Below are 23,479 nucleotides of genomic sequence, written 5' to 3'. Positions count from 1 at the left end.
ACCTCCTCTGATCTTTTAGCTCTGAAAATGATCTTTTGGCTCTGAAAAGTTCCCGAAAAAACACTCTCTTAAGCAGAAGCATGCCAAATATAGGGCGTGTTTGGGGGTTGTCAAGAAAGTCGGACTTTTTTTTCGAAGACGTTGAAGACGGGGAGGGGATCAGCGAAGCATGTCCACCGGATCACAGTTCCGGCACCAGTGCCGATAGAAGCGGAATACCGGGATTTTTCCCGGTATCTGCATCTTTTCCAGGATATCCCGGGTATATTGATGTACCCGGATCTCTTCGGCCGTTTTTTCGTCGCTGGATGCGTCGAAATTTTGCAGAAACCTGCAAAAACGGACAATATGAATCAGTTCGTGGGTGACGATGTAGAGACAGAAGGGAAAAAGCCGCAGATCGGGATGCGCTTCGAGCGTTTTTAAAATGGCATGGTCCTGAAGGCATATTTTGTAGAAATCATAGGCGGCGGATCCGAGGGCGGTATCTTTCCGTTTGGCTTCGTACCGGATAACCTGCGCAAATGGTCCGTGAACAATTTCATCGTCATGGAGGTCCTGGAGGGTCTTGATGTCATATTTTAACCGCTGCCACTGGGACGCGGACATCTTATAATAGTTGCTGACCAAGTCCTCGGCCATGGATACGGTGTCGTCAACGATCCGTAACTGTTCATCGCTGAACATGGCCAGACGGCTTTTATCCGATGTTGCCGGGGACGAATCTTTCATCTCCGATCTTTCAAATTATCCGATAAAGTTGTAGACATCCGATGTAGATACATGATACCGAAAATCGTTTACCATAAAAAAAATAAAGAACAGGAGGTGATCAGTTGGGAAGTGTCATAAAAAAACGTCGAAAGAAAATGCGAAAACATAAACATCGAAAACTGCTGGCGCGTACGCGGCACCAGAGAAGAAAAGGCAAATAAAAGCCGCTCCGGTATGCCGATTACACTGGAAAAAGCACCCAACGGATGTCAGGTGCTTTTTCCGTTTTCAGGGCTTGACCGCTTCGGCGTATCCTTTGAGGTATTGCAGGAAATCCGAGTCGGTTGACATGACCAGGGAACTGTTCTGACCCAACGCGTTGCCGTATACCTCCAGCGTTTTGACAAAGGAATAAAAATCAGGATCGAGGTTGAAGGCTTCCGCATAGAGCTTGGTGGCCTCGGCATCGGCCTTGCCCTTGATCACCTCGGCGGTCCTGTAGGCCTCGGAGGTGATTCGCTTCAGTTCCCGTTCCTTTTGACCCCGAATCTTCTGGGCCTCTCCGCGGCCTTCGGAGCGAATCTTTTCGGCAATCTGCTTCCGCTCGGCGATCATACGGTTATAGACCGAATTTCGGACCGTATCCACGTAGTCGATCCGCTTGATCTGTACATCCACCAATTCGATGCCGAATTGATCGACCTTGGGCTGGGCCTGTTTCAGGATGCCTTCAAGAAGTTTACGCCGGCCATAGTTGATTTTGGCCTGTTTCCGCTCCTTGCTTTCCTCCTCTTCCTCCTCCTGCCAGCCGAGATCCAGGAAGGAGAGTGGACGATTGCTCGTCCGCACCGCCTCGATCAATTTGTGGGAGGTGATGGCGTTTCTGACCGCCGGATCGATGATGTCGTTGAGGCGCCCGTTGGCGTTGAAGACGTCGGTAACGGTCTGGAGAAATTTGATGGGGTCGACGATTTTCCACCGGGCAAAGGCATCCACCCAGATATAGGTTTTTTCCTTGGTGGGGATCTGACCGGGGTCGCCGTCCCACTGCAACAGGATTTTGGGAAAAAAATTGGCCTGATCGATAAACGGCAGCTTCAATTTCAATCCCGGGGTTGTTTTGGCGTCGCCGATAATTCTGCCGAAACGGGTGATCACGACCTGTTCGGTCTCGTCCACCACGTAGGCTGATGCAAAAAGAACCATCGCTGCCACCAGCACCAGCGCAACAATCGTATTTCTGTAGATCATTTTATCCCACCGTCTTGTTTTCCGATATTGAGGAGCGGAAGAAGGTTCTTCTGTTGGTCGTCCACGATGTATTTATGCTCGAGTTTGGGATAGACCTCGTTCAGGGTTTCCAGATAGAGCCGTCGACGCGTCACGTCCTCCGCCTTGCTGTATTCGGCGAAGAGCGCTGTGAATCGGGAGGCGTCACCCTTGGCGCGGTTGACCCGATCCAGGGCATACCCTTCAGCCGCACGGATCGTTCGATCCGCCTCGCCCCGAGCTGTGGGGATGGCTTTGTTGTAGTCTTCCTTGGCCTGATAGATCAGTTGCTCCTTTTCCTGGGTCGCCTGGTTAACCTCGTTGAGGGAGGGTTGCACCGGCTCGGGAACGTCGGTTTTCTTCATTTCCACGGTTACGATATGAATACCGGTTTCGGCCTGATCCAGCTCCCGTTGGAGTGATTCCCGGGCGGCAACGGCGATTTCCTCCCGTTGACTGATGATGTCGTCGATGCTGCGATCTCCCACGACGAGGCGCATGGAGGCCTCGGACAGATCCCGCAAGAGCCGTTGCACATCACGCACCTTGAAGAGATAATTGTAGGGATCTTTGATCCGGTACTGGACGACCCACGGCACCACGCCGACGTTCAAGTCGCCGGTCAGCATCAAGGTAACGGTGTTGCCGCCTCCCGAAACCCGTGAAACACCGCCTGCCGCGCCGAATTCTTCGGTCTTGACCAGTCTCACGTTAACCTTTTTGACGGTTTCAATCCCAAGCGGCATTTTGAACTGAAGCCCCGGCTGGGTGGTCCGAACATAGCGTCCGAATCGCTGGACTACGCCCACCTCGCTGGGTTTGACCGTATAGAACATGGTCGATGCCAGCAGAATCACAAGGATTACGACAATGATCACGGGCCCGCCCGGTATCTTGAGGTTGTTGAATTTTTTCAGCAGGTCATCCATTTTCGGCGGGACGTCGCTTCGCCGCTGCTGTTGCTCTTTGAGTTTCTCCCAGTCCCAGCTCATCTGTCGGCCTACCTTTACCGTTTTAAGGTTTTGGATGAAAAACATCCCATCCTTGATAATAGTATACGCACCATTTGTTAAACTAAGGAATCAGGCCTTTCAAGTCAAGGAAAAACGGTTCGCGACAAGGGCGGGCGACAACCGGCGGCATCATATCATGAACCGGCTCGCGGTGTTGGGCGATATCCCTTTCAGTTTCAGGATCGTTGACCCCCCCGGCCGGATGACAATCACTTCGACGGCGGTATGGGGGGCGGTTTTGCTGTAGCCGATGCAGATGGACGCGGCCGTCAGGGTGTCTTCCTCCGTGGATTCGCCGGTAATCAAACCGATGGGGCCGGGGATGCTTCGGAGGCGGATCATGGTATTCCGGTTTCGGTCGGCGTACTTGATGAGGGCGTCGTTGTCCCGCTGATCCCGGCCGACGATGATCTTTGTATGCGGTCCGATGCGAAAATGACGTCCGTGTTTGAGCAGGTGCAGATTGCTTTCCGTATAGACGGTTTCATGATCGAAAAGGTCCTTCAAGCGGATGCAATAGTGTTTGTCCGTGAGCAGGCAGCCGCCGCCCGGGTTGGGGTAATCGACGACTTTGAAGTGTTGCGCCAGCGCGATCTGGGGTTTTCGGGAGCGCCCCGTGATTCCGTACAGCGTTTCGCGTCGAATCCATCCTTTTTTTTCGGGAATTGTTTCCGGAAGCCTTTGGATGCTGAGAGGCCGAACGATGTATCCTTCGTAGCCGGAGTTCTTCTCGACATAGCGCAGGGAATGGCGGGTCTGGGACATGGGGCGCTGGCCCATGACCTCCCCGCTGAACAAAAAATCGAACCCGTTCTCTTCCATCATTTCACCGGCCAGTCGAAACATCAGGGCGTGACAGTCGAGGCAGGGGTTCATGTTCTGTCCATACCCGCAAGGCGGGTTTTTCAGCATTTGAATATATATCGACGTGATGTTCCTGATCGTCAGGGGAATCTCCGTGAGGTCGGCTGCTCTCCGAGCCTTGTCAGCCGAAAAGAAGGGCGTCTCAAAACTGACCCAGGCGACATCGATGCCTTGCTCCCGCAACACCAGTGCGGATAGGATGCTGTCCAACCCTCCGGAGCAGAGACCCAGGGCGCGGACTTTTTTTTGATGTGAAACCATGATACAGAAATCTTTCCATGCGTTGGATGCCGGGCGTCCGGCAAGAGCTTTAGAGACATTCCATGATTATAGGGATTCGAAATACCAATGAAATCCAAAAATGAGATTCAGCAGATATGCGACATCCTAAGAAAGGCCTATCCGGATGTCAAGACGCAGCTGCTTCACCGGAACCCTTTCGAGCTGCTCATTTCGACCATCCTCTCAGCCCAGTGTACCGATCGCCAGGTCAACGGCGTTACGCCGGCCCTGTTCAGGGTATATCCCACACCGGATGCCCTGGCTCGGGCCCCCATAAAGAAGATCGAAGCACTCATCCGGCCTACGGGATTCTTTCACAACAAGGCCCGGAATATCCGGGCCTGCGCTGCCGCACTGGTGGATCGTTACGGCGGGGTCGTTCCCCATGGCATCGAGGAACTCGTTGCCTTGCCCGGCGTGGGACGCAAAACCGCCAATGTGGTGCGAAGTGCCGCCTTCGGCCAGGCAGCGGTGGTGGTGGATACTCATGTGAAGCGGATTTCCCGACGCTTGGGCCTCACTCGTCATGAGGATCCGGTCAAGATCGAGTTTGACCTGATGGCGAAGGTCCCCGAAGCGGAGTGGAACGATCTGGGGCTTCGCATGATCTATTTCGGCCGGGAGACCTGCAGGGCCAGAAAACCGGACTGTCCGAACTGTCCTCTGTTCGATCTGTGCGACTATCCGGAAAAGACTGCTTGAGGAACCAACAAAATAGCGAAACCATGTTTTCCATATTGAAACGTATTTTCCGACGAGGTTCTGTAAAGGTTCCCCGGCCCGAACCGGTTTCTTTGTCGCCGGATGGGGCGGAAGCAGCCGACGCCAAACCTGAAAAAACACCGGTACCGGCTCCGGCCGCGGCGGTCTCGACAAACGCGGTTGACGCGCCTTCCAAAATCCGGAAAAAAACCCCTCGACGCCGAAAACAGCCTCCCTCCGATCCGGGGCAACATCAACGCCGATCCGCGCTCCGGAATCGACACGGCATCCCTGTATTTCAGAAGGACGCCGATATTTCCCGGCTGTTTGAAAACCGACCGAAGGAGACAGTCCTGGACGCCGAAGGCCGACATCAGGCCGCGGCGTCAATGGCGCCCCGGCGCAAGGTTCGGCGACCGGCCAAAAACAAGAACGGCATTCCCGTGTTCAGGGAGGACACTGATTTCTCGCTCTATTTCAGGGATGTGCCGTCCCGGTCGGTGCCGGTAGGCGATCCAACGGCGGCACGGCGTGTTTCGAAGTCTGTTTCCGAGGATTTTCAGGTTTTGCTGGAGGAATCTCTCGCCGGGAAGACCGCCGAAATGCTGTTGGGAGAAAAATGCGACAGGCGGCTGAATGACGGCGACATGACGCCGGAACAGACGATACGTCAATATCCGCCGCCGCAGGAAGAACTCGATTTGCACGGCAAAACGGCCCGGGAAGCCATTGAGAGTACGCGCAGGTTTGTTGAGACATCTCGATATCGCGGAAAACGCACCCTTCTTGTCATCGTCGGAAAGGGGCTCCACTCCGAGGGGAGGGCCGTTCTCCCCGACGTCGTCGAGGCGGAACTCGCTCGTCTCCGACAATCGGGTAGAATCCTGGCCCACCGCTGGGAGCGGGGTGCAAGGCGCAAAAGCGGCGCCATCATCGTCTACCTGAATCCCATGTGACCCTCGGACGCGATGCCTTGGATTACGGAACACCGGCTGACGCCTTTGTGCGGTCGACGTCTGGAGACGGTCCGGATTCGTCTGAAATCCCCACGGGGGCTGATTTTCGTGCCGCCTTTGATCGGCGGCGACGCCGCTCAGCAGGTCCGTTATTTCCGCCGGCTGGTTCGGATGAGATATGATCTTGTTACCTTCAGTTATTCAGGACACGGTCGTTCGACAGGCCGGTTTTCCCACGCCGCTGCCTTGAAGGATACGGCGGCGCTGCTTCGGATCGTCGATCGGGAGAACCGCGGCGACGGTTTGCCGATAACTGGAATTGGCTGCTGCTACGGGGCCATACCGCTCATTTTTGGAAACAGCCGTTTGGCGGCGCCTCTCAAAAAGTTGGTGCTCATCAACGCTGTTTTCGATCTGAGCGTCAAAGCTGCGGCGACGTCCTTTTTCAGATACTATCGCGAGATTCACCAATGTCGCGGATCCGAATCGTTTTTGCGAGGGGTCTTCCGACGATACCTCGATTTCATGTTCCCTCAGGTTCACAAAACGCGTCACGAATTTGGACGGCTGCACCGTCGGCGCGTCCGTATTTTCAAAACCCTGGCGGACGTCCTTTTTCTGAATCCGCTCGCATCGATCCGGCAAGACCGCACCCAGGCCCTCTGTCTCTATGGACGGGAAGACCGTATATTGAGGTTCTACGGCACCGGTTATCCGGCGTCCTATGAAAAGACGGTAAAACGTATTTTCCCAACTGCGGCATTCCAACCTCTGCCGGGGGGGCATTTTCTATCCTCACCCGTCACGCGGAACGAAATCCTTCGGCGGATCCGGGTGTTTTCCGATCATCAAGGGCTCATCCTTCCGGTTTCACCAATTTTTAATACAGCTTTAACACGTATCTAACAATAGAAGGCTATCTTTGCACCATCGGATGGATGGGTACGGCGTCACAACGCATCCACCGAAAGCGAATTCGTGTTTGAAAGCAAACGGGTGACCCACCCAAACAACCTGATTGTTGGAGGAAAGGAAAACGATGAAGAAACAAAACGGTCTTTTGACCACGGTATTGGGACTTGCAATGGTGTTCACGGTATCCGCCGCAACGGCGGGAGACATCGTCGTGAAAGGATCGACCACGGTGCTTCCGATCGCCCAGGAAGTGGCGGAAGCTTATATGAAAGAAAATCCGGAGACCAAGATCACCATTTCCGGCGGCGGTTCCGGCAACGGTATCAAGGCGATCATTGACGGCACCACCGATGTCGGGAACGCTTCGCGGTTCATCAAGGACAAGGAGGTCAAGCTGGCCGTTGAAAAGGGAGTCTACCCCGTGCCCTTCGGTGTCGCCTACGACTGCATCATTCCCGTCGTGCACATGAGCAATCCGATCGCGGACGTGACCCTGGCCCAGCTCAAGGGGATCTACCAGGGCAGGATCCGCAACTGGAAGGACATCGGGGGCCCCGACAAGGAGATTACGGTCATCTCCAGAGACACCTCTTCGGGCACATATGAGGTATGGGAGGAAAAGGTACTGGAAAAGGAGCGGGTCTACCCCGGAGCACTGCTTCAGGCCTCCAACGGCGCGGTGGTGACGAGTGTCGCCAAAAACCCCAACGCCGTCGGCTATATCGGAATCGGCTATCTGAACGATCAGGTCAAGCCCCTGACAGTGGGCGGTATCGAAGGCTCCAAGGAGACCACATTGAACGGGAAATTTCCCGTTTCCCGTGCGCTTTATATGTTCACCCGCGGATGGCCGACCGGCGATGTCGCCAAATTCATCAATTATGTCATGCACCCCGAGAAAGGCCAGAAGTTCGTCGAGAAAAGCGGCTACGTTCCGCTCTACTGATCGATCGACAGAAAGTTTTGCGTTCGTTCCCCCATGGGGGTCCGAAAGGGGCAGCCGGTGCTGCCCCTTTGCGCATCTTACATATGAGGAAGTTTTCCAATGACCAAAAAGCGACAGTCGACCGAAAAGATCATGAAACGATTTTTCTTCAGCGTTGCAGGAGCATCCATCGCCATCCTTTTTTTGATCATGGCGTTTCTCTTCATGGAAGGACTGCCTATATTCAAGGTAGTTTCCGTCGGGGATTTCCTCTTTGGACACTATTGGTATCCCACGTCGGATCCGGCCGATTTTGGAATAATCCCCCTGATTATCGCTTCGCTCTCGGTGACGGCGCTCTCGTCGATGATTGCCATTCCGCTGGGCGTCATGACCGCCGTATACCTGGCCGAACTGGCCTCCAAGCGGGTGGCCGAGATCGTCAAGCCCATGGTCGAGCTGTTGGCGGCTTTGCCGTCGGTGGTCATCGGCTTTTTCGGGATGGTTATCATCGCCCCTTTCCTCCAGAACGTTTTCGATATCGCTACGGGTCTGAATCTTTTTAACGCCGCCCTGATGCTGGCCTTCATGTCGATTCCCACCATCTGCAGCCTTTCCGAAGACGCAATATACAGCGTGCCCACGGGTCTCAAGGAAGGGTCCCTCGCCCTGGGCGCAACCCACTGGGAGACCATCGTTCGGATCATTCTGCCTGCTTCCGTATCCGGTATCAGCACCGCCGTCATTCTGGGGATGTCCAGGGCCGTCGGCGAGACCATGGTGGTGCTGATGGTAGCGGGCGGGGCCGGGATGATCCCCGAGTCGATCTTCAGTCCGGTGCGCCCCCTCCCCGCCAGCATCGCCGCGGAGATGGCCGAGGCCCCCTTTCGAAGCGATCATTATCACGCCCTCTTTGCCATCGGTATTGTGCTTTTTGCATTTACCTTTTTTTTCAACCTGATTGCCGATCACATCGCCCATAAATACCGCCAGGTGGGCGAGGCGTCCCTCTGAAGCGGCGGGGGGCTCGGACATGGGGAAAAATGATATGGACATCACCAAGGATCAATACGTCGAGGAAAAACCTCGGGTCTTAAAATCCGCGCCGAAGCACCGGAAGATATCGCTGATTCAGGAAGCATTCGAGATTCGGCATCGACGCCGGAAGCTGATAGAGCGGCTCCTTTTCACCTGTTTCAGGGGTGCCGCGGTCCTCAACGGGCTGGCTCTGGCCGTCATCGTCTTTTTCATGCTCAAAAACGGCATCAGCGCCGTCACCTGGGAGTTCCTGACCGACGTGCCGCGGGATGCCATGACCCGGGGCGGGATCCTGCCCTGCATCGTCGGCACCATCCTCCTGGGCCTGGGCGCCATTATTATTGCGCTGCCCGTGGGGGTGGCCTCGGCCATCTATCTCAGTGAATATGCCAAGCAAGGCCCCGTCCTCCGGGCCATTCGTCTGGGTATCAACAACCTGGCGGGGGTGCCGTCGGTGATCTTCGGGCTCTTCGGCCTGGCCTTTTTTGTGACCTGGCTGAAGATGGGGGTCAGTCTCGCCGCCGGCTGCCTCACCCTGGCCGCGATGAGCCTGCCGGTCATCATCGGGTCAACGGAGGAGGCTCTCAAGTCGGTGCCCGACACCTATCGCGAGGCCTCTCTGGGCCTCGGCGCAACCAAATGGCAGACCATTTGCCGGGTGGTGCTGCCCGCCTCCCTCCCCGGGATCCTCACCGGCGCCATCCTGGGCCTGAGTCGGGCCGCCGGAGAGACCGCACCCATCATGTTCACGGCGGCGGTCTTCTACACCCCCGATCTCCCTGAATCTATTTTTGACGAAATCATGGCCTTGCCTTACCACATCTACGTGCTGGCGACGGCGGGGACCCATATCGAAGAGACACGGCACCTCCAGTACGGCACGGCCTTGGTGCTCATTGCGCTTGTGCTGGGAATGAACATGGTTGCCATCCTCTGGCGGAGCCGGTTGCGTCGAAAACTGAAATAATCCATGCCGCAGGTCCACTGACGGACCAGGGGCGGCCAGAATCCGAAAAGGAACATCACGATGTCTCCCAAGCTCAAGATGACGTCAACAGATCTGAATTTTTATTACGGGGATTTTCAGGCGTTGCACAACGTCAATCTGCAATTTCAGGAATGCCAGGTAACTGCTCTCATCGGTCCGTCAGGGTGCGGCAAAAGCACGTACCTGCGTTGTCTCAACCGGATGAACGATCTCATCCCCATCAGCCGGGTGGAAGGAAAGATCATGCTCGATGACGAGGACATCTACGACCCATCCCTCGACGTGGTCATGCTTCGGCGTCGGGTGGGCATGGTCTTTCAGAAACCCAATCCCTTTCCCAAGAGCATCTTCGAAAACACCGCTTACGGTCTTCGAGTGAACGGCGTGAAGGACAAAGCCTTCATTCAACACCGGGTAGAAGAAAGCCTCAAGCGGGCCGCTCTTTGGGAAGAGGTCAAGGACCGTCTCGACGATACGGCTCTGGGGCTGTCCGGTGGGCAGCAGCAGCGGCTCTGCATCGCCAGGGCTCTGGCCGTCGAACCCGAGGTGTTGTTGATGGACGAGCCGGCCTCAGCCCTCGACCCCATCGCCACCCAGAAAATCGAGGACTTGATTCACGAACTGAAGGAACTCTACACCATCATCATCGTGACCCACAGCATGCAGCAGGCCGCCCGGGTATCGGACATGACCGCTTTTTTTTACATGGGCAAGCTGATCGAGGTCGGTGAGACCGATACGGTGTTTACCCGTCCCAGGTTCAAGCAAACAGAAGATTACATTACCGGCCGTTTCGGTTGATGAAAAGGACGTGCTTATGGCCAAACACTTTCAAAAGGAACTGGAAAAATTAAAAAAACGGGTTCTGGGGCTCGGGGCTCAGGTGGAGGATCGGCTCCGCCTGGCGGGCAGGGTCATCGAATCCCGGGAACTCTTCGACGCGGAGCGGATCATCAAATCGGATTATCTAATCAACGAAGAAGAGGTCGAGATCGAGGAGGAGTGCCTCAAGATTCTGGCGCTCTACCAGCCGGTGGCGGTGGACCTCCGGTTTATTATTGCCGTCATCAAGATCAACAGCGAGCTGGAGCGCATCGCCGACGAGGCGACCAATATCGCTCATCGGCTCAAGAAGATCATTCAGTGCCATGACGGCTGCGGTATCAGCTATGACTACGGTGATCTGGTCAGGCGGGTTCAGGCCATGTTGAACAAGGGGTTGGACGCCATGATCAACCTGGATGTCGATTTGGCCTTCAAGGTGCTTCTCCTGGATGACGAGGTGGACAACCTCCATCATGAGATGTACCGGCGGGTCATGAAGGATATGCTCGCTTTCCCAGGCAACGTGGAATATCTGATGAACAAATTTCTGATCTCCCGGCATCTGGAACGGATCGGCGATCACGCCACCAACATCGCCGAGGAGGTGATCTACCTCGTGGAGGGCGAGATTGTCCGCCATAAGGATTATTGAGAAAAAGCTCTCGATCGATGTGGTCTATGGTTCGACGTGGACGTTTTAACAGTTTTCGGGATTCATGGGCCGGTGCCGGCATGGGACGGTTTGCGCCCCGCGCCGTTGTTTCAGCTGCTATGATCACCATCTGAAAGTTGAGTCAACACCTTGACGTGTCAGGGCGTTGAAGGCCCTGAAAGAAGTGGGGGAAGCCCCATGCCGCGTGGTGTCTTGCAAGGTTTTGCATGACGCTCTTGACGCGGACCTTGTTGGCTTGATAGGCAGAGATCGATCCATGAGATCGCGGTGTCTGCAATTCGGGTTGGCGACACAAAAATGAATCCTGCAGGATCTTTTCGGAGACGGGACGGCTGCAGGAATGACGGTGCAAAGAGAAGGACATCCATGAACCATGTTCATCAAGATCACCCGTAACATCCGATTGCCGGACCCGGTCAAGTCGGCCCGCCACCGGCATTGCCCCGAACTGGGGCCCAAGATACTCTTTTTCAGCGGCGGGAGTGCGCTGAAAGATACCTGCGCCGAGCTCATTCAGTACACCCACAACTCCATTCACGTCATCACCCCCTTCGATTCGGGCGGGAGCTCGGCCAGGCTCCGGGAGGCTTTCAAGATGCCCGCCATCGGGGATGTGCGTAACCGCCTTCTGGCCCTGGCCGACAGCAGCCTCCAGGGATATCCGGAAATTTTCAGGCTATTTGCCTGTCGGTTCCCTGAAGACGGTGACCCGACGGTCCTGAAGGGGGAGATGGCGGAGATGATCGCCGGCCGTCATCCCCTGGTCGCCGAAATCCCCGATCCCATGCGCAGAATCATCCGTCATTACCTGCATCTTTTTATAGAATTCATGCCCCGGGATTTTGATCTGAGAAAGGCGAGCATCGGAAATCTCATCCTGACGGCGGGCTATCTCGACAACCGGCGCAACCTCGACACCATCATCTATATTTTCTCCAAACTGGTCCAGGTGCGGGGGGTGGTGCGACCGGTGATCAACAAATACCTTCATCTGGTTGCCGCGCTGGCGGACGGCCGACGGATCGTCGGGCAGCACTTGATGACGGGCAAGGAGGTGTCGCCCCTGGGCTCCCGCATCACGGACCTCTGGCTGACGTCGAACCCGCAACGTCCGGAGCCCGTGCATGTTCCGATCCGACAGAAGACGGCGACCCTCATCGAGGAGGCCGATCTGATCTGTTATCCCATGGGCAGCTTCTATACAAGCCTTGTCGCCAACCTCTTGCCCCGGGGCGTGGGTCGGGCGGTCCGGCGAACCGCCTGTCCCAAAATCTTCATTCCGAACACCGGTGGATGCGATCCGGAAACCGTCGGCATGGGCATCATGGATCAGATCCGATGCCTGGCCTTTTTTTTGAACAGGGACGATCCAAACGTCCAGGAAACCCGGGGGGTTCTCGATTTTATCCTGGTGGACCAGGTCCGGGGCGATTACCATGGGGAACTGGACCGGGAGGAGTTGACGCGGATGGGCATCAATGTTATCGATACGACTCTGGTGAGCGACGAATCCGAGCCGCTGATCGATGAAAAACTTCTGGTTCCGGTGTTGCTGTCGCTGTCTTGATGCAACGTTGGAAGGAGAGCCATGCTTCAGGACAAAAACAAAATCCTCATTGAGAGCATCAAACGGCTGCTGAGACGAAACGCCATTCCACACCTGCGCAAAATCGTCAACAAAACCCACGCCGCCGATCTGTCGGACGTCTTTCCTTATCTGACGGTCCGGCAGCAGCACAAGCTCTTCGAACTCATCGATGACGTCGAAAAAAAGGGTATCCTTTTCAGCGAGCTGGATGAGGCCACCTTCCTTGCTTTCGTGGAACAGATGAACGTCGACGACATCGTTCCTGTCCTCGAAGCCATGCCCAGTGATGACGTCGCCGATCTTCTGGGCCAGCTGCGTGATGAAAAATCCGACGCCATCCTCAAGAAGATGAAGCGTGAAGGACAGGAGGAGGTGGAGAATCTTCTGAAGTACGGCGATGATACCGCGGGCGGCATCATGGTGCCGGATTTCATCGCCCTCAGGGAGGATGCCACGGCCGGCGAGGCCATCAAGATGTTCCAGAAGGATTACAAGGACGTGGAGATGCCCTTTTATCTCTATGTCGTGGACGAATACGGCAAGCTTGTCGGAGTGAGCTCGCTGCGGCAGCTGGTGGTCGTCTCACCCGATACCCCCCTCAAGGCCTTCATGTCCACGGACGTCTTCTCGGTCCGGACCGACACGGACCAGGAGGAAGTGGCCAAGCTGGTGGCGCGCTACGACATCCTGGCGGTTCCGGTGGTGGACGACACCAACACGCTGATGGGGATCATTACGGTGGACGATGTCATCGACATCATCAAGGAGGAGGCCACCGAGGACATCCTCAAGATGGCCGGCGTGGGAACGGAATTCATCGAATCGAAGTCCATACTGAAGAACACCCGGATCAGAATGCCGTGGCTTCTGGCCAGCTGTTTCGGCGGTCTTGCCGCCACCTTCATCATCGGGGAGTTTGAGGAGAGTCTGAAACAGGTGTCCGCACTCGCCGCCTTCATCCCCGTCATCATGGGCATGGGCGGCAATATCGGCACCCAGTCGTCCACTATCGTGGTCCGCGGCATTTCCACGGGGTTTCTGGACGTGCGGGAGATCTGGTCCGTGGTCTTCAAGGAACTCTCCATTGGATTGCTTCTGGGGCTTGTGTACGGGACGCTCATCGGGGTGGTTGCCCAATTCCGTTTCAGCGGCCCCAAATTGGCTCTGGCGGTGGGCTCCGCAGTCATCTGTTCCATGTCGGTGGCGGCCCTTGTAGGATCTCTGGTGCCCATGGTCTTTGCGAGAATGAACGTCGACCCTGCCGTGGCCACGGGGCCTTTCGTAACCACCTCCATCGACATCATCGCCGTGTTTTTTTACTTCCGGATCGCATCGATCCTTCTGGGTCTCTAATCGCCTCTTCTGAAACTGCTCGCGACGTTCAGCGTCGACACCCTGACGACTCTGATTCAGGGAGCACCGGATGTTCTCTCTGTATATTGGCGGTGGTTGCAGACGTGCATTCCGCCGTTTTTTCCATGTTCATCGGAAGGGCGGGAAACAGCATTTTGACCGAGGTTCCCCGGCCCTCCCGGCTTTGAATGGATATCGCTCCCCGATGGGCCCTGACGATGCCGAGAACGGCCGAAAGTCCCAATCCCCGACCCGTAAATTTGGTGGTGAAGAAGGGATCGAAGGCGCGGGTATGGGTGTTCGCGGTCATGCCGCATCCCGTATCGGTGATGTCAAGGTAGGCGTAATCACCCTCCGGCAGGTTGTCGTCATGGAACGGGGTTTGGAAGGTATTGCGACCGCAGTAGGTCGTCCCGATGGACAGGGTGATGCGCCCCGGATTTTGTCCAAAGGATTCCGCTGCGTTGGAAACGACGTTGATAACGGCCTGGTTGATCTGGGCGGCATCTCCTTTAATGAACACCGGTTCCTTACTTCTGACGAACAGAATATCCGCCTTGTCCGTAATCGAGATCTTCAGGAGACCGATCATCTCCTCCACCAGTTCGGGTAGGTTGATGGTCTGGGCTGTGATCAGCCCCCGTCCGGCATAGGTCAGCATCATGCTGCTCAGCTCCGCTGCACGTTCGGCCGCCTGCCCTGCCGCTTTGATATTGCGCATGATCGGTGTGTCGGGGCCAAGGGCGACGGCGGCCATCTCCAGGTTGCCCATGATGCCCATCAGCAGGTTGTTGAAATTGTGGGCCACGCTGCCGGCCATAAGGTTCAGACCCTCGAATTTCTGAATTTGAGATTCCAGGATCAGCCGTTCATTTTCCATCCGCTTCTGACGGGTGACGTCCCTTACCACGCAGATGCCGATCTTTTCCCCATGACGGTTCGTGACGGCCTCTGAGCTGACGAGCACATCGATGGGGCTGCCGTCTTTTTTTTGGAATCGGCAGGGGAAATCGGTGACACTTTCATGACCAAAAACCGGCGTCTTATCAGAAGTCGTCAGGGCCGGATCCTCCGGGTGAACCATGAAATAGGCATCCCGGCCAATAACCTCCTCCCGTTTATAACCCATTTCGACAAGCCATTTCCGGTTGACGTCGCAGAACCGCCTGTTCCGGTCGATAGAATGCATCATTACCGGAGACTTGTCGTATATGAACCGGTATCTCGCTTCGCTGTTGAGGAGTTCCCGGGTGCGCTCCTCCAGAGTGTCCTCAATGTGGAGAAGCGCCCGCTCCCGACACGCATTTTCACACAAGGTGATCAGACATTGTGGGTCGAAAGGCTTCCTGGCATATGCGGCGATACCTTGCTGCATCCATCCGAGGGCGAGCTCGGGCCGCGGGTCGTTGGCAATCATGATGAACACACCTTGCGGATGCATCTGCCGGAGTTCCTTCAGGAGTCGGTCTCCGGAGGTGTCGGGTAGCTGATGTTCCAGGACGATGATTTCCGCCTTGCGTTCTCTGAGGCAATTTACGGCTTCGAGACCGCTGAAGGCCGTGGCGGCGTAATACCCCGCGTATTCGAACGCGGATTTCAGCTTCTGGATGCTGGTTGCATCCGGATCGACGATCAGGACACGGGTTTTGATCCGGGAGGTGTGCCCCTTGAGAAGACCATTGACCTGATTGATGAATGTGGTCGTTCGGACGGGGACGGGCAGAAAGGCGTCGGCGCCGAGCCTCGCGGTGATCTGTCTGACATCCTCGCCGGAAAAGGTGGCGGACACCACGAGAATCGGTACGGCATTGAAGGCGGCATATTCCATAGATCGCAGCAGCCGACAGAATCGCCAGCCGTCGATGCCGGGCATATGGAGGTCGGTGACGATCAGGTCCGGCAACGCCGAGGAGAGCATATTTTCCAACGCCTCTCCGGCGGTATCGAAGGCTTGGGCGATAAGACCCTCCTGCGCCAGCATATTGGACAGGACGCGCAATTGAATGACATCGTCGTTGACCACGACGACAAGAGGAGATGTCACGTCTTGAACGGTCATATTCTTCCCTTCAGGTCACCGGCAACGTTAGGGGGTTTCACCTCGGATGTTCATGTGAATTTCAGAGCAACGTCGAATAAAAAACGCAACCTTCGGTGTCTGGAGACCGGTGCCGACAGAAGACGGCCGTCCCCTGTCGGCATCTTTTTGGGCCCACCATCACGAGAGTCGGAAGTCGGGTAAGGACAATCGTGGTCATCTGAAGAGGGCGACGATGAGACGATAGGCCACAATTCGATTGAGAACAAGGGAAAAATTTACTATAATTATTAAGTATTGATAGATGAAATCGAAATCACCATAGCTAAATTTATATATACCGGCATATTAGCCGAAGATACCCTTATGAAAAAAATCGGGAGATATATTGTCAGAGGGCAGCTTGGTCGGGGCGGCATGGGCCGGGTGTACAAGGTCGAAATGCCTGTTACGGGTAAGATTGTCGCATTGAAGCTGCTCAAGCCCGACCCGCTTCTGACGGACCTGCTGGGTTTGGAAAATATCCGGGGAATGTTTGTCCGGGAAGCGGTTACCATGGCGAATTTGAAACACCCGAATCTGCTGGATGTCTGGGATTTTGATGAGGCGGAGGGAATGCCTTTCTACATCATGGATTATCATTGCAACAATCTGGGGACCATGATCGGAGAAAGCCACATGATTGAAAAGCCCTCGCGTCGGATTCCTGCGGAGAAGGCTGTTCGATATATTCGCCAGATACTTGAGGGGTTGGCCTGCCTCCATTATGCCGGTGTGGTTCACCGAGATATCAAACCGTTCAATGTCCTGATCACCGATTACGACACCGTCAAAATCTGTGATTTCGGTCTTTCCAAAATGAGAGGATACCCCTTCAGGGGGCCTTCCAACCTCAAGGTCGGCACACCGGGGTACGCATCCCCGGAACAACAGAAGGATCCGGACGCCGTCGATTTCAGTGCCGACCTTTTTTCGGTGGGGGTGATGTTTTACCGAATGTTGACCGGAATTCTGCCCATGAAGGATCCCGCTTCTCCTCAGGCCCACAATCCGGATCTTGACGTCTTCTGGGACCGCTTTCTTCTCAAAGCCATCGAGCCGTCGCCCCTGCGGCGGTATCGCCGGGCCAGGTCCATGCTGGCGGCGTTGGATGACGTCTATGCCGTTTGGCGCGGCAAGCAGGAAAAAATCTGCCGGTATCCGTATCCGACCGGTCTGGAAGACCTGGCATCCGATGCGCCGGCAACGGTCGAATATGAGAAGCCGAGAAGTCGTCCTTTGAATGTCGATCTCAAAAAGGCACGGAGACTGTTCGGGTTGGATGAGCTTTTCCGACCTCAGGTATACACCGAAAACGATTTCAACGTCGATGTCGACGACGTCGTTGCCGATCGCGCCACTGGTCTTCTGTGGGAGCGGTCCGGATCCGAATATCCCATGACGTGGGATCGTGCCCGCCACTATGTCCGCGGTCTCAACGACCAAGGATTTTCAGGCCGGACCGATTGGCGGCTGCCGACGGTGGCCGAACTCACGACGCTTTTGATGAAGACCTATCCCCAGGAGACCCTTTGCATATCATCGGTTTTTGATGAGACCCAAAGGGGACTATGGAGCAGTGACAGGCGTTCCCCGGCGGCCGCCTGGTATGTCAGCTTGGATCTCGGTTTTGTTGCATGGCATGACCATACGGCGCGTTGTTATGTAAGGGCGGTATGTGATCGCTCAGGCTCGACGGATGAATTCAACGCTGCTCAAGCGACCGGCGAACGCTCTTGATCCAATTGCCTTGGACATTGACGTCAGGCGGAAAAAATGTTGGAAAAAGAATTCCCATTGTCCGAAACGACCTGCCCGGGCATCTACGCTCTTGATCTGTCCCTGGACCGTCTGAAAACCGGCGTCGACAACATCCGGCACGACGTCTATTTCAGCGGCGATTTTCACAAGACGGTTCAGCATTTCATTTTCCAGATCATCGTGAAGCAGACCCAGACCGAGGAAGTGCTGCATCTCGGGAAAGGGGTGAGCCTTACCAGGATTCGGGAGAAGTTCAGACGGCATTGCCGCGAGATTTTGCTTTACGGCATCAACAGCGCCAAATCCGAGCGGGAAATCGAGATTGATCGGTTGGTACAGCTTTCATTGTTAAAGTTGTTGCTGGACGCTATTCCGGAACAGTTCGAGCACTTCGAGGGGCGGCTCAAGGAAATCAGCCGAGGATATGAACTCTCCCACAATCAGGATGATGCCGTTGAACTGGATAAAAAAATAATTACCGTGAAGGAAAATCGCCAGGCCGTCATTCGAGGGGTCGGCCGAGACGTTTTCCTGAACCTCCAGGAGATCAACCAAAAGGACCTGAACGAACTGCGGCGCATCAATTTCGGAGATCGGACGGTGATTCCCGATACGGTCTTTTCCAATCCCATGTTCTTTGCCGAAAACCCTTTTGACGATTATTTCACACTCAAGCATTACGACATCATGTTCGGGCACCGGCCGGAAGATCCGGATCGATACGAGTCGCTCCTCTCGTCCGTCAAAAAAATTCTTTTTGAAATTTATGAAACCCCTCATCTTGCGCCGTTTCATCCGGACGATTCGAGGAGGCACCCCGATTTCGACGGATGCCTGAAAAGGGTGGAAAACATCGATTTTTTTTTCAACAGCTTTCAAACCACCTATCGATACCGATCGTTCCGGAAATCAGGGACGGATAAGGATATTCGCCGTCTCAAAAAGTTTTCGCGGGAGCAAAGAGAGCGTCTTTGGATTCTGTCTCGAAAGTTCGAACAAGATGGTATCCTGGAAAAGATCCTCGCTGTTTATGAAATGCAGCCGGTCTACCTCGAATTCTGTCCGCCCCTGGTTCCTCAGCTTATCGCTCAGTTTCTCATCGATCGGCGGGTCCGAAAGAATGTCGCCGTTCGCCTGAAGCAGATAAGTCGGTTTTACGGAAAAACATTTTCGACGAAACCGCTTCACCGGATTCGCCGGCAGATCTGGTGGACGCGGATTAAGCGCGAATATGGCTATCTGATTCGATTTTTGAAAAATTTTGTTCAGTTTCATAGAGATTTCCAGGATTACAAAGCCATTCGGGAGTCAATGGATCAGATCAACATGGCGACCGATCCGAAAATCATCAATCTCTCCCGTGTAAACAATACCCTTTACGAATTTCTGCTGCCGCACGAGCGTCGTTTTCAGGAAAAACCCATCTCGAGTCATGTCATCCTCAAGGCCGATGTGCGCGGATCCACGACGATCACTCACCGGATGATGATGCGGGACCTGAACCCGGCATCCTACTTCAGTCTTAATTTCTTTGACCCCATTACGGAGATTCTACCGGATTACGGTGCGGAGAAGGTCTTTGTGGAAGGGGATGCCCTCATCCTGTCGATATTTGAACGGGAAAGCGAGTCGGCGGGACGGTACAGCGTGGCCAGGGCCTGCGGTTTGGCGGTCAGTATTCTGTCCATCGTCAAAAGCTGCAACTTGAGAAACGGGAAATACCGCCTGCCGGACATAGAGCTTGGTATCGGCATCACATACACCGCCGGTCGGCCGGCCTTTCTTTTCGACGGTGACCAGCGCATCATGATATCCTCGGCCATCAATATAGCAGACCGCCTGGCCGGGTGCTCCAAGCCGCTGAAGCAGGCCCTTTTCAAGGAAAGCGCCCCGTTCAACCTCTATGTGTTCCAGTCGATGTCGGACGAGGCGATGTCCGAGGTGGATGACGATCTCTTTTTACGCTATAATGTCAACGGGATCGAACTCAGTTCGACCGGATTTCAACAATTGAGAGAAGAAATCGAGATCCAGACCTTTACGGTAAACGCTTCCAGGGCGAGTCGGCACAGCAAAATGAAATTTTACACGGGAAAATTTCCCCTGGTGAGCGGTGAGATTCAACGCCTGGTGATTCGTGAGGCGCCGATTGTCAGAATCGATCCAAACCATTACACGGTGAAGGGACTTACCGATCGAAAGTATTATGAGATATGCACCAACAGGAAGTTGCGGAAAATTGTTGAAAATCTCAGGGGATAACAGCGATCGGTGCTTGCATCGGAGCACAGCGGCATTACCATGGAAGGGTGTGGAATCGGGAAAAAATACAAGAGCGGGAGTTCGGTATCATGGTTACAATCCAGAAAAAGAACAAATACCGGGTCGGCATTCTGTCCGATACCCACGGCCTTCTCCGGAACTGTATTTATAAAGCCTTCGCAAAGGTCGACCTGATCATTCATGCGGGGGATGTGGGCGGAACAGCGGTACTGAGGGAATTGGAAAAGCTTGCCCCGGTCGTCGCGGTGAAAGGGAATACGGACGGCAATTGGGCTGCGGATGCCATTCCAGCTTTTGAGATGGTTTCCGTGGGAGAGATCATGATTTACGTTCTCCATGATCTCATGCAACTGGATTTGGACGCCGGTAGCGCCGGCGTGGACGTTGTCGTCAGCGGACACACGCATCAGCCTTGTATTGAAGAGAAGAATGGCGTCCTGTTCCTGAATCCGGGCAGCGTCGGCCCCCGACGATTCGATTATCCCATTTCAGCAGCGCTTCTTGAGATCAACGACGGAAGATTGTCCCCTAAAATACTCACATTTTAACCATAGTATGGACATCCGTTTCGATTTCATGGAAGGTTGCCCCCGGACAAAAATCAGTCTTTTGGTTAAACGAATTGATTTTAAATGAATATTCAATTATAATCAAGATTTTTAAAGAAACGGTTTCTCGAGCAGCCCATCGGTTTTCCTGTGCGTGGTGATGTCGGACCCGCTTGAATACAGGGGCGGTCCGGCGCGAACGGTTATAGGATCCGCAGGATGAAAATGGGTGCTGATTCCTATAATAATCCCGATTGCAGTGTTAGCCTGCGTGGAAGTCATGAAGTTGACCATCAACGACGTCGCCCGAAGTCTTGATCTCCCCCTCAGCACCGTGGAACGATGGATTCGCCAAGGTCGGATCCCCATCAAGCGGAGCGGACAGACCTATACCGTTGACAGGACGGCTCTGGAGAAGTGGGCTAAATCCCATAAGTTGGCGTTTTCCCTTCAGGACGCCCCGGCCGCCCCTGGAGCGGATGCCGTTGGTGTGCCGGACAGCGAAACGCTCCTGTCCGCGATGAAGCGGGGAGAGATTCTCTACGGGATTCACGGCGATACGACGGATGAGGTCCTGGCGTCGGCGGTGGAGGCGATGACGGTGTTTCCTGCCGAGGTCAAAACGGAGCTGCTTGAGCGACTCCTCGAACGGGAGCGTCTGACATCGACCGGGATCGGAAAAGGCGTCGCTATTCCGCATCCCCGAATGCCGTTTTTGGATGAGATTGATCAGTCGGTTATCGTCACCGGCTTCCTCGACAAGCCGATCGACTACCTGGCTGTAGACAGTCGGCCGGTGTTCGTTCTTTTTTTTCTTCTGAGCCCGACGCCAAAACAGCATCTTCAGATTCTGTCGCGGCTGTCGTTCTGCGTACGTGACGACGCGTTCGTCAGTTTTCTGAAAACCATACCGGATCCTGACGCTTTTGAGGCCAGGATCGAGGCCTTCGAAAGGACCATGAACAAAAAGGGATTGGTGTAGGCGGGTCGATGGGCAGGATGATCCCTCTGCGATACCCCGGGAAATGGAGTATCTTCCGCCTCGATGACCGCATGTTGCTCATCCTGATGGGCATCATCGTCGGAACATGCAGCGGCCTGGCCGCCGTGGCGCTGAGCCGATCCCTCATCGTCCTTCTGGAATGGACGCATGCTTACCGTTATTACTGGTGGGCGTTTTCCCTCCCGGCAGGTGGCGCCATGCTTTCCTCGCTGTTCATGAACAAGATCGTCAAGGAGGGTGCGGGGCACGGCGTGCCGGAGGTGATCTACAGCGTCTCTCGTTATGGCGGGCTTCTTCGTTTCCGCTCCAGCTTCTCCCGTCTCATTTCCAGCTGCCTGACCATCGGCAGCGGCGGTTCCGCCGGACCTGAGGCGCCGGTGGTCATGAGCGGCGCCGCCATCGGTTCCAATATCGCCACCTTTTTCTCCCTCAACGAGCGACAGCGGATCACCCTCGTTGGCTGCGGCGCCGCCGGAGCGATATCTTCGATTTTCAACGCCCCTATTGCCGGAATGGTGTTTACCGTCGAGGTGATTCTAGGTGAATGGACCGCCCTCAACATCATCCCTATCGCCATTGCATCAGTGGCCGGAACGGAGATTTCCCGTGTTCTTCAGGGCAACAATATCGTTTTCGATCATCGCGAGTTCGACATTGGGTTTCCCGACACCTTGGCCAGCTTTGGTCTGGCGGTACTGTGCGCCTTTACGGCTATTCTCTTGACACACGCGCTCAGGGCCATGCCCCGCCATTCGGCCCGTTTGCCCATGCCGGTCTGGATTCGGGCCGCCATCGGCGGCGCTGTGGTCGGTGTTATCGGCAGCTTTTTCCCGGTGGTTCTGGGGGAGGGATATCATTCCATTCAGGAGATGATCGACGGGATTTATACCCCGGGATTTGTTCTGGTGGCGGTGGGGATGCTGGCCAAAGTGGCCGCCACGTCTTTCACACTCGGGTGGGGCGGCTCCGGTGGAATTTTCGCACCGGCCCTGGTGATCGGGAGTCTGGCGGGGTTGACGTTTCATCGTGGACTTGCCTTCGTCTGGCCTTCCGTGGCATGGGTCAATGAAGGTTGCTTTGCGCTGCTGGGAATGGCCGGGTTGATCAGCGGCATGCTCCAGGCTCCTCTGACCGCTATTTTTCTGATTATTGAAATCACCGGCGATTACGGTGTCATTCTGCCGCTCATCATCGTGTCGACCATCTCTTCAACGGTCTGCCAGTACATCGAGCCGGCCTCTTTCTATCTTAAGGAACTGGTGGACAAGGGGCAGCTGCTCCGCCCCGGGACCGACGGCCGGGTGCTGTCGGACCTGAGCATTCAGGAACTCCTCGAGAAAGACTGCATCAGTGTAACTCCCGACATGCTGCTTCGAGACTTCATTGAGATTGTCAAACGGTCCCGGCGGAATCACTTCCCTGTCGAAGATCCCGTAAGCGGGGACTATCTCGGTATGGTCCATCTCGACGATATACGGCCCTATCTCTTCAATCCGGGTATGTATGACGCCGTGGTTCTGGAACAGATTCTGGACAGGGATGTCGAGGTGGTTTCCCTGGACGAAGACCTGACGGAAGTGCTGCAGTTGATGGATGAGAAACACCTGTTCAGCCTGCCGGTCATTTCCAACAAGCGATTTATCGGGATGATCTCCAAGGCAACGCTTCTGGACCGCTATCGTCAGGAACTTCGTGTACAATC

The 23,479-nt window shown here is 55.1% G+C and carries 21 protein-coding genes; 16 read left to right on the top strand and 5 right to left on the bottom strand.

All coding sequences use genetic code 11. The features are described 5' to 3' along the window. Positions 1–159: 159 nt before the first annotated feature. Positions 160–732, bottom strand: coding sequence for a hypothetical protein (locus tag AB7S84_RS09325; protein ID WP_020876589.1), 573 nt, complete (start codon positions 730–732; stop codon positions 160–162). Positions 733–836: 104 nt separating this feature from the next. On the opposite strand from AB7S84_RS09325, the gene AB7S84_RS09320 reads away from it, so the two are divergent. Continuing rightward, on the top strand, positions 837–935 hold the full coding sequence (locus tag AB7S84_RS09320) for a 30S ribosomal protein bS22 (protein ID WP_073474648.1): 99 nt from the start codon (positions 837–839) through the stop codon (positions 933–935). 67 nt (positions 936–1,002) lie between these two features. Here AB7S84_RS09320 and hflC read toward each other — a convergent pair whose 3' ends face one another. From hflC to AB7S84_RS09305, 3 genes are all read right to left on the bottom strand, one after another. Then, positions 1,003–1,965, bottom strand: coding sequence for a protease modulator HflC (hflC, locus tag AB7S84_RS09315; protein ID WP_428154066.1), 963 nt, complete (start codon positions 1,963–1,965; stop codon positions 1,003–1,005). Continuing rightward, positions 1,962–3,020, bottom strand: a complete 1,059-nt coding sequence (gene hflK, locus AB7S84_RS09310) for an FtsH protease activity modulator HflK (protein WP_020876587.1) — start codon at positions 3,018–3,020, stop codon at positions 1,962–1,964. Before hflK ends, hflC begins: the two co-directional genes overlap by 4 nt. Before the next feature lie 105 nt (positions 3,021–3,125). Next, positions 3,126–4,121: a DUF814 domain-containing protein gene (locus AB7S84_RS09305; RefSeq protein ID WP_020876586.1), complete on the bottom strand. Its 996-nt coding sequence runs from the start codon at positions 4,119–4,121 to the stop codon at positions 3,126–3,128. Between the two features lie 87 nt (positions 4,122–4,208). On the opposite strand from AB7S84_RS09305, the gene nth reads away from it, so the two are divergent. The 10 genes from nth to mgtE all read left to right on the top strand — a co-directional run bounded on the left by nth (position 4,209) and on the right by mgtE (position 14,105). Next, positions 4,209–4,844 (top strand): endonuclease III, encoded by a 636-nt coding sequence (gene nth, locus AB7S84_RS09300; protein WP_020876585.1) that lies wholly within the window; start codon positions 4,209–4,211, stop codon positions 4,842–4,844. A 92-nt stretch (positions 4,845–4,936) separates the two neighbouring features. Then, positions 4,937–5,800 (top strand): Smr/MutS family protein, encoded by an 864-nt coding sequence (locus AB7S84_RS09295; RefSeq protein WP_169829050.1) that lies wholly within the window; start codon positions 4,937–4,939, stop codon positions 5,798–5,800. 12 nt (positions 5,801–5,812) lie between these two features. After that, entirely contained in the window at positions 5,813–6,706 is an 894-nt protein-coding gene (locus AB7S84_RS09290) for an alpha/beta fold hydrolase (RefSeq protein WP_020876583.1), read from the top strand. 133 nt (positions 6,707–6,839) lie between these two features. After that, positions 6,840–7,661 (top strand): phosphate ABC transporter substrate-binding protein, encoded by an 822-nt coding sequence (locus AB7S84_RS09285; RefSeq protein WP_020876582.1) that lies wholly within the window; start codon positions 6,840–6,842, stop codon positions 7,659–7,661. 99 nt (positions 7,662–7,760) lie between these two features. Continuing rightward, positions 7,761–8,654, top strand: coding sequence for a phosphate ABC transporter permease subunit PstC (pstC, locus tag AB7S84_RS09280; RefSeq protein ID WP_020876581.1), 894 nt, complete (start codon positions 7,761–7,763; stop codon positions 8,652–8,654). 19 nt (positions 8,655–8,673) lie between these two features. Beyond that, positions 8,674–9,645, top strand: a complete 972-nt coding sequence (gene pstA / locus AB7S84_RS09275) for a phosphate ABC transporter permease PstA (protein ID WP_234979142.1) — start codon at positions 8,674–8,676, stop codon at positions 9,643–9,645. 60 nt (positions 9,646–9,705) lie between these two features. Next, positions 9,706–10,467 carry a phosphate ABC transporter ATP-binding protein PstB gene (gene pstB, locus AB7S84_RS09270; protein ID WP_020876579.1) on the top strand — a complete coding sequence of 254 codons (762 nt, stop codon included), beginning with the start codon at positions 9,706–9,708 and terminating at the stop codon, positions 10,465–10,467. A 16-nt stretch (positions 10,468–10,483) separates the two neighbouring features. Beyond that, entirely contained in the window at positions 10,484–11,143 is a 660-nt protein-coding gene (gene phoU / locus AB7S84_RS09265; protein WP_020876578.1) for a phosphate signaling complex protein PhoU, read from the top strand. Between the two features lie 394 nt (positions 11,144–11,537). Further along, the gene (locus AB7S84_RS09260; RefSeq protein WP_020876577.1) at positions 11,538–12,731 is read left to right on the top strand and encodes a GAK system CofD-like protein; all 1,194 of its coding nucleotides are present in this window, start codon (positions 11,538–11,540) and stop codon (positions 12,729–12,731) included. A gap of 21 nt (positions 12,732–12,752) precedes the next feature. Further along, positions 12,753–14,105, top strand: a complete 1,353-nt coding sequence (gene mgtE, locus AB7S84_RS09255; RefSeq protein ID WP_428154057.1) for a magnesium transporter — start codon at positions 12,753–12,755, stop codon at positions 14,103–14,105. 28 nt (positions 14,106–14,133) lie between these two features. Here mgtE and AB7S84_RS09250 read toward each other — a convergent pair whose 3' ends face one another. Continuing rightward, the gene (locus AB7S84_RS09250; RefSeq protein ID WP_020876575.1) at positions 14,134–16,164 is read right to left on the bottom strand and encodes a response regulator; all 2,031 of its coding nucleotides are present in this window, start codon (positions 16,162–16,164) and stop codon (positions 14,134–14,136) included. A 345-nt stretch (positions 16,165–16,509) separates the two neighbouring features. On the opposite strand from AB7S84_RS09250, the gene AB7S84_RS09245 reads away from it, so the two are divergent. The 5 genes from AB7S84_RS09245 to AB7S84_RS09225 all read left to right on the top strand — a co-directional run. Beyond that, on the top strand, positions 16,510–17,922 hold the full coding sequence (locus tag AB7S84_RS09245) for a protein kinase domain-containing protein (RefSeq protein ID WP_070962263.1): 1,413 nt from the start codon (positions 16,510–16,512) through the stop codon (positions 17,920–17,922). Between the two features lie 36 nt (positions 17,923–17,958). Continuing rightward, on the top strand, positions 17,959–20,205 hold the full coding sequence (locus AB7S84_RS09240; RefSeq protein ID WP_020876573.1) for a hypothetical protein: 2,247 nt from the start codon (positions 17,959–17,961) through the stop codon (positions 20,203–20,205). Positions 20,206–20,294: 89 nt separating this feature from the next. Then, on the top strand, positions 20,295–20,774 hold the full coding sequence (locus AB7S84_RS09235; protein ID WP_020876572.1) for a metallophosphoesterase family protein: 480 nt from the start codon (positions 20,295–20,297) through the stop codon (positions 20,772–20,774). Positions 20,775–21,054: 280 nt separating this feature from the next. Further along, positions 21,055–21,756: a PTS sugar transporter subunit IIA gene (locus AB7S84_RS09230; RefSeq protein WP_040414875.1), complete on the top strand. Its 702-nt coding sequence runs from the start codon at positions 21,055–21,057 to the stop codon at positions 21,754–21,756. Positions 21,757–21,764: 8 nt separating this feature from the next. Then, positions 21,765–23,479 (top strand): chloride channel protein (locus tag AB7S84_RS09225; protein ID WP_428154053.1); only part of this gene is annotated, 1,715 nt, incomplete at its 3' end.

Origin of the sequence: Desulfococcus sp., from assembly GCF_050178255.1 — a bacterium.
Taxonomy (GTDB): Bacteria; Desulfobacterota; Desulfobacteria; order Desulfobacterales; family Desulfococcaceae; genus Desulfococcus; species Desulfococcus multivorans.
This window is presented reverse-complemented; position numbering and strand designations above follow the sequence as displayed.

Coding starts and splice junctions, on each gene's coding strand:
- AB7S84_RS09325 (WP_020876589.1), bottom strand. CDS start 732: ATGAAAGATTCGTCCCCGGCAACATCGGATAAAAGCCGTCTGGCCATG.
- pstC (WP_020876581.1), top strand. CDS start 7,761: ATGACCAAAAAGCGACAGTCGACCGAAAAGATCATGAAACGATTTTTC.
- AB7S84_RS09285 (WP_020876582.1), top strand. CDS start 6,840: ATGAAGAAACAAAACGGTCTTTTGACCACGGTATTGGGACTTGCAATG.
- AB7S84_RS09240 (WP_020876573.1), top strand. CDS start 17,959: ATGTTGGAAAAAGAATTCCCATTGTCCGAAACGACCTGCCCGGGCATC.
- nth (WP_020876585.1), top strand. CDS start 4,209: ATGAAATCCAAAAATGAGATTCAGCAGATATGCGACATCCTAAGAAAG.
- AB7S84_RS09230 (WP_040414875.1), top strand. CDS start 21,055: ATGAAGTTGACCATCAACGACGTCGCCCGAAGTCTTGATCTCCCCCTC.
- hflC (WP_428154066.1), bottom strand. CDS start 1,965: ATGATCTACAGAAATACGATTGTTGCGCTGGTGCTGGTGGCAGCGATG.
- AB7S84_RS09245 (WP_070962263.1), top strand. CDS start 16,510: ATGAAAAAAATCGGGAGATATATTGTCAGAGGGCAGCTTGGTCGGGGC.
- AB7S84_RS09305 (WP_020876586.1), bottom strand. CDS start 4,121: ATGGTTTCACATCAAAAAAAAGTCCGCGCCCTGGGTCTCTGCTCCGGA.
- AB7S84_RS09235 (WP_020876572.1), top strand. CDS start 20,295: ATGGTTACAATCCAGAAAAAGAACAAATACCGGGTCGGCATTCTGTCC.
- AB7S84_RS09260 (WP_020876577.1), top strand. CDS start 11,538: ATGTTCATCAAGATCACCCGTAACATCCGATTGCCGGACCCGGTCAAG.
- pstB (WP_020876579.1), top strand. CDS start 9,706: ATGTCTCCCAAGCTCAAGATGACGTCAACAGATCTGAATTTTTATTAC.
- hflK (WP_020876587.1), bottom strand. CDS start 3,020: ATGTTTTTCATCCAAAACCTTAAAACGGTAAAGGTAGGCCGACAGATG.
- phoU (WP_020876578.1), top strand. CDS start 10,484: ATGGCCAAACACTTTCAAAAGGAACTGGAAAAATTAAAAAAACGGGTT.
- mgtE (WP_428154057.1), top strand. CDS start 12,753: ATGCTTCAGGACAAAAACAAAATCCTCATTGAGAGCATCAAACGGCTG.
- AB7S84_RS09250 (WP_020876575.1), bottom strand. CDS start 16,164: ATGACCGTTCAAGACGTGACATCTCCTCTTGTCGTCGTGGTCAACGAC.
- pstA (WP_234979142.1), top strand. CDS start 8,674: ATGGGGAAAAATGATATGGACATCACCAAGGATCAATACGTCGAGGAA.
- AB7S84_RS09290 (WP_020876583.1), top strand. CDS start 5,813: ATGCCTTGGATTACGGAACACCGGCTGACGCCTTTGTGCGGTCGACGT.